At 65.4% G+C, this 12,240-nt stretch carries 9 protein-coding genes; 3 read left to right on the top strand and 6 right to left on the bottom strand.

Annotation, left to right across the window (positions count from 1 at the left end; all coding sequences use genetic code 11):
- Nucleotides 1–97 precede the first annotated feature (97 nt).
- Nucleotides 98–940 (bottom strand): efflux RND transporter periplasmic adaptor subunit, encoded by an 843-nt coding sequence (locus FAZ98_RS27570; RefSeq protein ID WP_199272426.1) that lies wholly within the window; start codon nucleotides 938–940, stop codon nucleotides 98–100.
- A gap of 57 nt (nucleotides 941–997) precedes the next feature.
- Nucleotides 998–2,542, bottom strand: coding sequence for a TolC family protein (locus FAZ98_RS27565; RefSeq protein WP_199272425.1), 1,545 nt, complete (start codon nucleotides 2,540–2,542; stop codon nucleotides 998–1,000).
- Between the two features lie 1,072 nt (nucleotides 2,543–3,614).
- On the opposite strand from FAZ98_RS27565, the gene FAZ98_RS27560 reads away from it, so the two are divergent.
- The 3 genes from FAZ98_RS27560 to FAZ98_RS27550 all read left to right on the top strand — a co-directional run bounded on the left by FAZ98_RS27560 (nucleotide 3,615) and on the right by FAZ98_RS27550 (nucleotide 8,319).
- Nucleotides 3,615–5,882 carry a TonB-dependent receptor gene (locus FAZ98_RS27560; RefSeq protein WP_158956002.1) on the top strand — a complete coding sequence of 756 codons (2,268 nt, stop codon included), beginning with the start codon at nucleotides 3,615–3,617 and terminating at the stop codon, nucleotides 5,880–5,882.
- 189 nt (nucleotides 5,883–6,071) lie between these two features.
- Complete coding sequence (locus FAZ98_RS27555) at nucleotides 6,072–7,418, top strand: sensor histidine kinase (RefSeq protein ID WP_158956000.1); 1,347 nt, start codon at nucleotides 6,072–6,074, stop codon at nucleotides 7,416–7,418.
- A 127-nt stretch (nucleotides 7,419–7,545) separates the two neighbouring features.
- The gene (locus FAZ98_RS27550; protein WP_158955997.1) at nucleotides 7,546–8,319 is read left to right on the top strand and encodes a YoaK family protein; all 774 of its coding nucleotides are present in this window, start codon (nucleotides 7,546–7,548) and stop codon (nucleotides 8,317–8,319) included.
- A gap of 42 nt (nucleotides 8,320–8,361) precedes the next feature.
- Here the strand turns inward: FAZ98_RS27550 and FAZ98_RS27545 are convergent, their stop codons facing one another.
- From FAZ98_RS27545 to FAZ98_RS27530, 4 genes are all read right to left on the bottom strand, one after another.
- Complete coding sequence (locus FAZ98_RS27545; protein ID WP_158955995.1) at nucleotides 8,362–9,045, bottom strand: amino acid ABC transporter permease; 684 nt, start codon at nucleotides 9,043–9,045, stop codon at nucleotides 8,362–8,364.
- Nucleotides 9,042–9,773: an amino acid ABC transporter permease gene (locus FAZ98_RS27540; protein ID WP_158955993.1), complete on the bottom strand. Its 732-nt coding sequence runs from the start codon at nucleotides 9,771–9,773 to the stop codon at nucleotides 9,042–9,044. The genes FAZ98_RS27545 and FAZ98_RS27540 overlap by 4 nt, the downstream gene beginning before the upstream one ends.
- A 110-nt stretch (nucleotides 9,774–9,883) precedes the next feature.
- Entirely contained in the window at nucleotides 9,884–10,717 is an 834-nt protein-coding gene (locus tag FAZ98_RS27535; protein WP_158955991.1) for an ABC transporter substrate-binding protein, read from the bottom strand.
- A gap of 253 nt (nucleotides 10,718–10,970) precedes the next feature.
- Nucleotides 10,971–12,038, bottom strand: a complete 1,068-nt coding sequence (locus FAZ98_RS27530) for a hypothetical protein (RefSeq protein ID WP_158955989.1) — start codon at nucleotides 12,036–12,038, stop codon at nucleotides 10,971–10,973.
- Nucleotides 12,039–12,240 lie beyond the last annotated feature (202 nt).

Genomic DNA, 12,240 nt, shown 5'->3' with positions numbered 1-12,240 from the left:
TATCCTCAAACAAACAGAACGCGTAAATAGAAAAACCGTCCGGGCGCCCAACGCGAGTCATGCAAGACAGCGCGCGCCCGAAACCGGGTCCGACGACTCAGTGCCCCGCGGCGGCCGGCGAGAGCAGCACGAGCCCGCTCATGCCCGCCATCAGCTCGGGAAAATGACCGTCGATGACCGCCGTCACCTTGATCGACTGGCTCACCGGATCGACGCTCGCGCCGATCTGCTTGATGCGCGCCGGGTAGGTCTTGCCGGTTTCGTCGATCTGCACCTGGAAGTGCTGGTCCGGCTTCATCCAGATCAGCCAGCGCGACGGCACCAGGAATTCGAGGTCGAGCGAGGAGTCGTCGATGATGTCGAGCAGCGCCTGGCCCGGCTGCACGAACTGGTCTTCGCGCACCTTCTGCGTGGCCACGCGCCCCGGGAACGGCGCAACGATCGTGCACTTGCGCACGACCGCCGCTTCCGCCGCCAGGTCGGCCTGCGCCTTCGCGAGATCGGCGTGCGAGACGTTCAATTCGACCGTCGAGACCGACTTCAGCTCGTTCAGACGCTGGTTGGCCTGCCATGTCGTGTTGGCCGCATCCACGGCCGCGCGCGCCTTGTTGACCTGCGCCTGCTGCAGCGAGCAGTCGAAGTTCACGAGCGGCTGGCCCTGGCGAAAGCGCCCGCCTTCGCTCACGGGCAGCGCGCGAATGCGTGCCCCGATCTCGGCGGCGAGCGTCGTGTAATGCAGGGGCTTCAGTTGCGCGCGAATCTCGCGACGTGCGCCGCCCGCGCCAGCGGGATCGTCGGCGGAAACCGGCGGGCGCGGCGCGGCGGGCGAAGGCGCCGTCGCCGTCGCGGCGGCTTGTGCCGCTTGTGCGGCTTGTGCGCCCGCCAGCGAGAACACGCCGATCAACACGGCGGCGCCGGTCCGTTGTGCCAAAGTCTTCATCACACTCACTGCCTCTTTCTTCAATACGACTTCAACGCGCGACGTCGCTGCGCGACATCAATGCGCGGCGGCGGGCGCCGCCTTGTCGAGCAAACGGCTTTGCGACAGCACGATGCCTTGCGAGGCCGTCGTGCTCGACACCGTGGCGTCCGCGGGCAGCGGATCGAACACCTCGCCGCGCTCCCAGCGTTCGAGCGACGCCGAGACCTGGTGCGTGAGATCGGCCACCGACATGTTCGACGCCCCCTTGATGTCCGGGTTGACGCCGAGCGTCGCCTGCAGACGGCTTTCGGCGGCCTGCACGAGCGCCATGGCCTGATAGCGGCGCAGCTCGCTCAGGATCGTGCTGGTTTCGTTCGCGACGCGATCGAGCGGCGTTTCCACCTGCGCCGCCGAGCGGTGATCGACTTCCGTGACAATCTTTTCGTCGACGTTCCAGATTTCGTCGGCGCGACGGTACTGGCGATACGCGTCCGAGAGCGCGAGGCGCGCGAGGTGAACCTGCGCGAGCACGCTCATGGTGGTGGCGAGACGCTGCGCGTCGGCCGTGGCCACGCCCGCTTCGCCCATGCGCTTTTGCGCGGGAATGCGCATCAAGCCCTGCAGCATGTCGACGGAAAGCGAAATGCCCGCGCCGTTCCACACGTTGTTGATGAGGTAGCTGTCGTTGCTGTGGTGGACCGCGTAGCTGAACGAGAGGCCCGGGAACAGCTTGAGCAGGCCGCGATGCGCTTCGGCCTGGGCGATGCGCACGTCGTAGAACGACTCGCGCAGATCGGCGTTCTTGGCGATCGCCTGGCTTTCCAGTTGATCGACCGAGGCGGTCTGCCACCAGAGGCTGATTTCCGACGAAGGCTCGGCGATCAGGAAGTCGCCCGAGAGCGGCAGACGCGTGAGCGACGCGAGGTCGATCCGCGCCGACGACAGCTCCTGGTTCACCTGTTCGAGCAGACGCAGGTTTTCGAGCAACTGACGCTGATAGCGCAGCGCTTCCAGCGGGTTGGCCAGACGCTCGCTCTGCGACTTGCGCGACAGCGAAAGCGCGGACTCCGCTTCCTTGATCGCCGTCTGCACCGTGGCTTGCAGGCGCTGCGCGCTAGCCGCGCGCCAGAATGCCGTGCGCACGTCGGCGATCAGCTGGTATTCCGCCTTGCGACGGTGTTCCTCGGCGATCAGCACGCGGTCGGAATTGATCTTGCCCGAGTAATAACTCTGGCCGAAGTCGAGCAGGCTCCACGTGAAGCCGAGGTCTTCCTGCATCGAAATGCGGTCGCTCGAAATATACGGCGCGGCCAGATCCGGCTCGCCCGTTATCGAATTCGTGCTGCGCGTGATGAGGTAATTGTTGCGGCTCGTGTAACCGGCGTCGGCAACCACCTTGGGCAGCAGGTCGTAACGGCCCACGTCCCATTGGTCGAGCGCCATGGCCTGTTCCATGACCCGCACGCGCGCGTCGAGGTTGTACTTGAGCGCGCGCGCAATGGCTTCGTCGAGCGTGAGCGGATGGTCGAGCGGCTCGACTTCCGCGTAAAGACGCTTGATATCCTGCGCACTGGTTTTGGAAATTTCGTCTGAACGCAGCGGACTCGGCGGACTGGTCACGCATCCACTCAAAAGCGCACCTGCAACCACAAGCGGAGCGACCCGAAACGCCCGCCGAACAAAATCACTCATTTTATCGTTCTAATCTATTGTTCTAGAAAGCTCGAAACTTTCATTATTGAAAATCATAGATTCCACGCGCTTTCGAATTACGAGAAGATGAAAACGCGAGTGACGTCTAAACCCGCACTGCTGCTGGACAAACTTACCGATTGGATTACGCCCTGGTCCTTTCCGGCAAACGGCCCGATTTCAAACCGGCCGCCGAAAAAAGCACTCTCGTGCGCGAACGAGTGCCTGCTGGCGTGTGTCCCCGTGCGGCCCGTTAAATCGACGCACGGCCGCGACTTACGCGATCTTACACACAAATATTTACGCTTCCTACGACAGCGCGACGGGATTTATCAAAAAACGACGGCAATTTTTACGTCAAACGTTTGCGCGGCTTAAATGGCCAATTCCGCGCACGATGGGCGCCTTCTAAACAGGCAGCGTCGCGGTAATATTTTCATGTCTATGCAACGGTTTTTTGCCGCAAAAAACGCTTCGCCGGTTTCGCGCGCAAACGTTTTACCGCCAGGCGATTTTCGCTTGCGCCGCTTAAGTCGATTACGTCGATTGCTTCGATTACGTCGTTGCCATTCTCTGAAGCGCCAATTCTCGCGCGCTTAATCTCGTCGGCAGAACGGCGCCCAAAAACGGCGGCCGAATCGTTTCCACGCCGCGCCGCGCTCTACCCAAGCGCACTCTCATCACCCCCTTCCTCCGGCGAACACCGGGTGCCAGCGCCAGGCACGAACGTTCGCGCGCAATCGATAAGGCCAGCGCATAGCTCACGCATGCCTTACCAAACCTTAAGACAACCTTAAGTCAAGCGGCTCCCTACAGAATTTGTACAAAAACCAACAGTTTCATTACGAACAATGCAGTGGACATTTACTTGGATGTTACCAATTCTTAAAATCCGCCAAACGCAAATGCGAATCGAACTCATTTGCACACAAAAGACCGCGCCGCCCTAGACGGCGCGCCACCCGCGTCCGGCAACGGATGCTTTCACCAACCGCACACGATGACCGCCTCTCCTCCTCGCAAGATGCGCGCGACCGCCTGGGCCGCCGCTGCCTGTTTCTCCGGATTGTTTGCCTCGAGCGCCGCGCACGCGCAAGCCCAGCCGCAAGCCGGCGCCGCGACCGGCACCACGAATTCGACCACCGCGGCCAATCCCGCCGCGACTTCGGCGGACCCGACGCTGCCCGCCGTCAAGGTGACGTCGTCGAGCGCGTCGGACTTCCAGACCAAGGCGCTCGATTCGTACAAGTTCACCGCGCCGCTCATCGACACGCCGCGCTCGATCACGGTGATCCCGGAAGAAGTGCTCAAGGAGAAGAACGTCACGACCTTCGCCGACGCGCTGCGCACGGTGCCCGGCATCACCTTCCTTGGCGGCGACGCGGCGGCGAATCCCTCGGCGGACCGTCCGGTGATTCGCGGCTTCGAGTCGCGTAATTCGATTTTCGTCGACGGCATGCGCGACTCCGGCGTGCAGAATCGCGAGACCTTCGACGTGCAGAATGTCAGCGTGGTCAAGGGTCCGGATTCGGTCTACGCGGGCCGCGGCTCGGTGGGCGGCAGCGTCGACATCACGACCAAGACGCCCGAGGCGGAGAACTTCATCAACGGCAGCGTGGGACTCGGCACGGACAGCTACCGCCGCGCCACCATCGACTGGAACCAGAAGCTCAACGACACCACGGCGTTCCGCTTCAACGCGATGGGCCACGACGCCGACCAGGCAGGCCGCACCGACGTCTACAGCAAGCGCTGGGGCGTCGCGCCCTCGATCGCGTTCGGCCTGAACACGCCGACCACGGTCACGTTGAGCTACTACCACCTCAACACCTACGACATGCCCGACTTCAGCGCGCCGTTCCGCTCGACGGGCGGCACGCCGGTCTACACGGACCGCGGCCAGTTCTACGGCCTGAACACGCGCGACTACCGGCGCGGCCAGACCGACACGGGCGAGATCAAGGTCGAGCACCGCATCAACGACGCGTGGAAGATCAAGAATACGACCATGTTCGGCCGTTCCACGCTCGACTACGTGGCCACCAATCCGCAGCTCACGACCGCGACCTCGAACATCCTCAGCCTGCAGGCCAAGAGCGGCAAGTACGCGACCAACAGCATCGCGAACCAGACCGAGGCCAACGGCAAGTTCGACCTCTACGGCATGCGCCACACGCTCACGGCGGGCGTGGAATTCAGCCACGAGCAGGATCTCTACGAGGGCTACCTCGTGAGCGACTCGGCGGGCAACAACATCCGCTCGGGCGGCCCGTGCACGGTCGCGTACAACTGCACCACGCTCTATGGCGGCTGGAACCCGAACAATCCGTGGACCGGCAGCCTCCTGCTCAACGGCGACAAGAGCTTCCCCGGCCCGGCCACGCATACGCAGACCAACATCGCCTCGGCCTACCTGTTCGACAGCGTGCAGCTGTCCGAGCGCTGGCTGTTCAACGCGGGCCTGCGCTACGACCGCTATGACGTGACGGCGCAGCAGGCCGGCGTGGCGGATCTGAACAACACGGCGAACCTGTTCAGCTACCAGTTCGGTCTGGTGTTCAAGCCGATCCCGACCGTGAGTCTCTACGCGTCGTACGGGACCTCGGCGAATCCGCCGGGCGCGAACGCGGGTCTCGGCGGCGGCACCGACCAGCTCGTGACCGCGAACCAGGATCTCGCGCCCGAACGCGCGCGCAATATCGAAGTGGGTGCGAAGTGGGACGTGCTCGATCGCCGCCTCTCGCTGACCACGGCGCTGTTCCAGACCGACAAGACCAACGCGCGCGTGAGCGACGGCCTCGGCAATACGATCAACGCGGGTTCGCAGCGCGTGCGCGGCGTCGAGTTCGGCTTCGCGGGCAACGTGACCGACAAGTGGTCGATGTTCGGCGGTTATTCGTACCTCGACGCCATCACGACCAACGCCGGCCCGGGCAGCCCCACGCTCTCCGGCTTGCCGATGGTGATGGTGCCGAAGCACAACTTCACGCTGTGGACGAGCTACGACGTGCTGCCCAAACTCAACGTGGGCGCGGGCGCGACGGTGTCGAGCCTGACCTACGCCTCGGTGGCTGCGACGTCGCGCAAGTGGATTCCGGGCTACGCGCGCTTCGACGCCTCGGCGACGTGGCACGTCTCGAAGAAGGTGGATCTGCAACTGAACGTGAACAACATCTTCGACCGCGAGTACTACCAGACCGCGTATCCGATCTATGCGACCTGGGCTCCGGGCCGCTCGGCCATGGTCACGCTCAACTTCTACCAGTAAACGCGACGCTCGCGGCAATGCAGTAATCGGGCGCGGCGGCGGCGCGACGTGATACCGTTCTGGTCCGTCGCGCCGCCGCGTACCGCCCTCGAGCGGTCGGGACGTGGCGGCGCGCTCCACCCGGGTTCTTTCACGCATGCGCCACGTCACGCTTTTCCCACCCCGCGCGCGGGTTGCGCCACCGCGCTCATGAAGTCGATCCGCCGCCGCCTGCTCGGCTGGCTCGCGTGCGGTTTCGCGGCCACGATCGCCATTGCCGGTTACGGCATCTTCCAGAGCGCGAGCCACGAGGCCGGCGAGCTGTTCGACTACGAACTGCGCGCCGTGGCGGTCTCCATGCCGCCCGACGTAGCCACGGCGCGCAGCGTCGAAAGCGCCCAGGCGGGCGGTCCCGGCTACGACGGCATCGACGACGACCGGATCCTGATCCAGATCTGGAGCGACGACCGGCGCCTCGTCTATCACAGCCTGCAAGCGACCACGTTGCAGCGCTTTCCCCCCGGCTTCCAGACCGTCAATCACGCCGCCGAAGCCTGGCGCGTGTTCGGCCTGCAACGCGCCGGCTTCTACATTCAGGTGGCGCAGCCGATGTCGATCCGCGCGTCGCTCGCGCGCCATCTCGCGCTGAAGATCCTCTGGCCGATCGGGCTGCTCGTGCCGATCGTGGTCGTGCTCGTGCTGGTCGTGGTGCGGCGCGGGCTCTCGCCCATCCAGGCGCTTTCGGACCTGCTCGCCACGCGCAACCTGCGCTCGCTCGACCCGTTGCGGCTCGACGAGTCGGCGCCCATGGAACTGCGCCCGCTCATCGACGCGCTCAACGATCTGCTCGCGCGCCTGAACGCCGCCTCGCAAACCCAGCGCACGTTTATCGCCGATGCCGCGCACGAACTGCGCACGCCGCTCGCCGCGCTCAAGCTCCAGTACCAGGCCGCGCTGCGCGACGGTTCGCTCAGCGGCGACCCGCAGGCGCTGGAGCGCATCGCCGCGCGCCTGAACCGGCTGATCCGTCTCGTGCATCAGTTGCTGACGCTCGCACGCGCCGACGCGCAAACGGAAGCCGCTTCGGCGAGCGTGAGCCTGCGGCGGATCGCCGAAGAGGCCATCGGCGAGTTCTCGCTGCTCGCGGAGGAAAAGCGCATCGATCTCGGCATCGAATCGCAAGCGCCCGTGACCGCCACCGACGCCTGCAACGTGCACGGCGACGCGCACGCGCTCATGACGATGGTGAGCAATCTGCTCGACAACGCGATTCGCTACACGCCGCCCGGCGGCAAGATCGATCTCGTGTTGACGCGCCACGCGAGCGAGATCGGCTTCGAAGTGGTCGATACGGGGCCGGGCATTCCCGCCGAGGATCTGGGCCGCGTGCTCGACCGTTTCTATCGCGGCAACGCCACGAGTCACGGCACGGGCAGCGGGCTGGGCCTGTCGATCGTGTCGACGCTCGCCACGCGGCACGCGCTGGCGCTCACGCTGCGCAACAACGCGGAGCAAGGGCTGACGGTGGCGGTGAGCGGGCTGAAGGCAGCAGGTTGAAAACCACCGCGCCGCCGATAACGCAATAAACGCGACAATCCGCCACACGCCTCACTCGCCGGATTTGCCGAATCCGTCAAGGCGCGCCGCCGTACACTGAGGCATGTCGTCCGCGAGGAGCCCAGACGTGCCCATTCAGTATCTGCGCAGCTTCACCTCGGTGGAACGCACCGACAAGGCCAATCTGCGGCTCGGGCGCGCGCTCGCGGCCATCGCGGGCGCGACCAACGCGGGCGGCTTTCTCGCGGTCGGCCAGTACACCTCGCATATGTCGGGCATCGTTTCTTCGGTGGCCGACAACCTCGCGCTCGGCGACCTGAGCCTCGCGCTCGCGGCGCTCGGTTCGATCGCGTCGTTCGCGGGCGGCGCGGCCGTCTCGGCCATCCTGATCAACTGGGGCCGCCGCCGCACGGTCAACAGCGCCTACGCCTTGCCGATGCTGCTCGAAGCCGCCCTGCTGCTCGGCTTCGCGCTGCTCGGCGCGAACATGGCGCCGCACCGCGTGGGATTCGTGCCCGCCGCGGTCGCGCTGCTGTGCTTCGTCATGGGGCTGCAAAACGCGATAATCACCAAGATCTCGCGCGCCGAGATTCGCACCACGCACATGACGGGCATCGTCACCGATCTCGGCATCGAACTCGGCAAGGGCCTGTACTGGAACCGGAGCGACCCGCGCGTCGCGCAGGCCGTGCAGGCCGATAAGCAGCGCGTACGCGTGCTGGCCTCGCTGCTCGGCATGTTCCTTCTGGGCGGCACCGTGGGCGCGCTCGCGTTCCGGCACTTCGGGTTCGTCTCGGGCGCGGTGCTCGCGGTGCTGCTCCTCGCGCTGGCCTGCGTGCCCGTGGCCGACGATCTGCGCCGCGCGCCGAAACGCACGCGCCCTACGCGACAGACGGATTAGCCATCGACGATACCGGCGCGCCGCCCGGCACCCGGCGACCGCTCAACGCGCGGCTTCGCGACGCCCGATCAACGCGTTGGCGAACCATTGCAACGCCCCGCACAACAGCAGATACACGACGCCGACGAACAGAAAAATCTGCGCCGGATACACCATCAGCCGGTTGTTGAGCTGATTGGCGAGAAACGTGAATTCCGGCACGCCCACGATATACGCGAGCGACGTGTCCTTGATGAGCGACACCCACTGATTCACGAACGACGGCATCATCACGCGCACGGCTTGCGGCAGGATCACGTCGCGCAACGCCTGCCAGCGCGTGAGCCCGAGCGAGAGCGCGGCCTGGCGCTGCCCATCGCCGATCGAGAGGATGCCCGCGTGCACCGAATGCGAAAGATAGGCGCCGCCGATCAGCGCGAGCGCGCACACCACGGTCGCGAGTCCCGGCACGTCCACGTGCAGCAGGATCGGCATCAGGAAGAAGGTCCAAAAGATCAGCATCAGCACGGGTATCGCGCGGAAGAACGCGACCACGGCCGTGAGCGCGAGATGCGCCACACCGCGCGTCACGGCGAGCGCGATGCCGCCCGCAAGGCCGATCAGCGCGGCCAGCAGCGCCGACGCGATCGACAGCGCGACCGTCAGCGCCACGCCGCCCAGCGGTCCCGCCGGGAACGTGCCAAGCAGCAGATAGCGCAGCGCGGGCCACCACGCGAACCCGCTCATGCGCGACCTCGCAGCAGGGGGCGCGCGCCGCTGCGCTGCCAGAGCACCAGCGCCACTTCGATCACGGCGATGGCGAGCACATAGAACGCGGTGGCCGTGCCGAACGCCTGAAACGTGCGAAAGCTTTCCGTGTCGACCTGACGCGACATGTACGAGAGTTCGCCCACGCCGATCGCCATGGTCAGCGAGGAGTTCTTGATGACGTTCATGTACTGGCCCGCGAGCGGCGGCGTTGCGATACGCAGCGCCTGCGGCACGATCACATGGCGCAGCGTCGCGTAGCGGCTCATGCCGAGCGCAGCCGCGGCCTGGGCCTGCGCCGCATTCACGCCGCGCAGGCCCGCGAGGAATTCCTCGCCGACGAACGCCGTGGTGTAGCACGTCAAGCCCACCCAGCCCGCGAATAGCTCGAAACTGGGCCAGCGCAGCGTCAGTGCGCCGAGCGCCGCCGTGTGCGGCGTGTTGAGCCACGTCATCCAGTCGGACGGCAACAAGACCGCCACGCCGAAATACCAGAACAGCAGTTGCACGAGCAGCGGCGAATTGCGAAACACGAATACATAGAGCGCGGCGGCCCGCGCGAACACCCCGCGGCGTTCGTGGCGCGCGACGGCCAGCAACAGACCGAGCGGCGTCGCACACACCGACGCGCACGCCGACAACCCCAGCGTGACGACGAAACCCTGTTCGAGCCAAGCGAGATACTTCGGTTCAAGCCAGTTATGCATACATCGGCGAAGAGAAAAGCACATTGCGATACGGCACGCAGGAAGCCTCGAGGCGTTCGAGCGAGGCAGGCGATATGAGGCCGCGTGCCCGGCCACGCACGCCTCGTCGTTTAGCTGTTCTTCTCCGGATCGCCGATCTTGAAGAGACGCGGCAGCGGCGCGGCGCTCTTCGGGCCGAACCACTTGTCGTAGATCCGCGCCGCCTCGCCGTCCGCTTCGAGATGCGTGAGCGTGCCGTTCACGGCGTCGAGCAGGCGCGTCTCGCCCTTCGGCACGCCCACGCCTTCATAGTCGTTCGAGATCGTGAATGCGGGGATCTCGTAGTTCGCCTTGTCCGGCGCGCGTGCGAGCAACGCGACCAGCTTCGGACCGTCCTGCGTGATGGCCTGCACGTTGCCCGTGCGCAGCGCGGCAAACGCGAACGGCGTGTCGTCGTAAGCGACGATCGTCGCGCTCGGGAATTTCGCGCGCACCTGCTGCTCGTTGGTGGTGCCTTTGTCCGCGCCGATCCGCAACCCGTTGAGCTGGTCCGGCGACTTGAGCACGCCCTTCTTCGCGATGAACTGCGTGCCCGACGCGAAGTACGGCGTGCTGAAATCGACTTCCTTCTTGCGGTCGTCGGTGATGGTGAAATTGGCGAACACCAGATCGACCTTGCCGGACTTCAGGAACGCCACGCGATTGGCGGGATTGGTCGGCTGGATCTCGAGCTTCACGCCCAGGCTTTGCGCCACGGCGCGCGCGTAATCCACGTCGAGCCCGATGATCTGGTTGTCTTTCGGATCGACGAAACCGAATGGCGGGTTGCTGTCGAATGCGGCCACGCGCAGCACGCCCGCGCGCTTGATGTCGTCGAGACGATCGGCATGCGCCGCCGTGGATGCCACGACCAGCAGTGCCGTCAACAGTGCGCCAGGCACCGCGCCCCAGGTTCGTTTTTTCATTGTCGGAATTCCTTCGTTCGTGATACGCCGTGCGCCGTGACCGGCATGCGCGTGAACAGCGGCGCTGGCGAAGATCGCAGCCTATCGGGGCGGCGAACACGAAGGAACCAACCATTTTTCAGATCGAAAGCGGCGCAGGAGATTTGCGGGCGTGGCGGACGGCGCGCGCGCCAGGCCCGCGCCGCCGTCTCCGGCTCTCCGCGCGTGATTCGTGTGATCCGTGTGCTTCGCGCAAGCAGCGCGAGTGGCGTGATTAACGCCGGTTCGGACCGAGCCCACGCGTGGCCGGCTGGGCGTTGACCCACCCGGCGCGCGGCTGCGGCGCGCGCGCGCCGCCCCATGCCGTCTGCGTCCAGCCCAGCGCGTCGAGCCGCGACTGAACGCCCGGCGACGCCACCCCGCGATGCCGCAGGCCGAGCAGATAACTACGCAGCGCCTCGGCGCCTTCGCTCAATCCCGTGCGGAACGCCTGCACGTCGGTGGCGTCGAGAATGGCGTCGGCGGGCATCGCATGGGGCGAGACGCCGTGCTGGAACGCCTGGTTCAGGCCCATGACGGCGCGCGAGGCGAACGCGTCGAGACGCATCGCATCCGCGAGAATCGCCCCGGGCCAGTTGAGCAACTGGGCGGCGGTCAACGGCGCCGTCATGCGGGCGAACTGCCCCTGCGCTTCGAAGAAGTCGACGCCGACCGGCGTGTACTTCTTGTCGGCGTCCTTCTGGAACATGATGTTGCCCACGTTGACGATGTCGCCGTTCGCGGCGAAGCGGTCGAAGTTGCCGCAGAACAGATCGACGGCCACGACGCGCCCGAGCGCGGGCAGCAGTTGCGCGTCGCCGCGCATCTTGCGCGCGAGTTTGACGGCGCCGAACTGGCGCATGCCGTCCACGTCTTTTTGCTTGACCTGCTGCTTCTCGAGCGTCTTCAGACTCTCGATGTAGGTCATCGTGTAGAACACGAACATGCCCGAGCCGGCCAGCCCCGAGAGATAGGCGGCGGCGCAGTTCGGGTTGGCGTGCACCATCATCGCCGGGGTCACGCCGGTCAGCGCCTGAACGTCGGCGGCGCCCAGCACGCTCACGTCGAGATTCACGCCCACCAGCGACTGCAGTTCGCCGATCAGCGCGGCATTGTCGCTCGCGTTTTGCGCGTTGCTGTTTTCATCGATGATTTCGCCTTTCAGCGCGCGCTGCGTGCCGTCACCGCACACGAGGTGAAACACGGGCCGTGTGCCGAACGTGCTCCAGTTGTGGTCGTTGACCGCGGCGAGTTGCATGGGTCGAATGGAGACGACCGACTTGCCCTGCAAGGTGATTGGCATCGCGCTACCCCGTTTGTATGTTTGTTTTGACGTTGAAAACGTATCTTGCCGCTACAGGCGGCGAGTTTTTATGTCAGCGTCGAAAGTATGCGGGATATCGCGCCCCGGCCGATAAAAGTCGCTGCGGGCGATACATGGGGATGCGCGTCGAGACCGCTGAATGCGGGTCGAGACGGCGAATGCGAGGGGAAATGCAAGGGGC

This window comes from Paraburkholderia acidisoli (assembly GCF_009789675.1).
Taxonomy (GTDB): Bacteria; Pseudomonadota; Gammaproteobacteria; order Burkholderiales; family Burkholderiaceae; genus Paraburkholderia; species Paraburkholderia acidisoli.
This window is presented reverse-complemented; position numbering and strand designations above follow the sequence as displayed.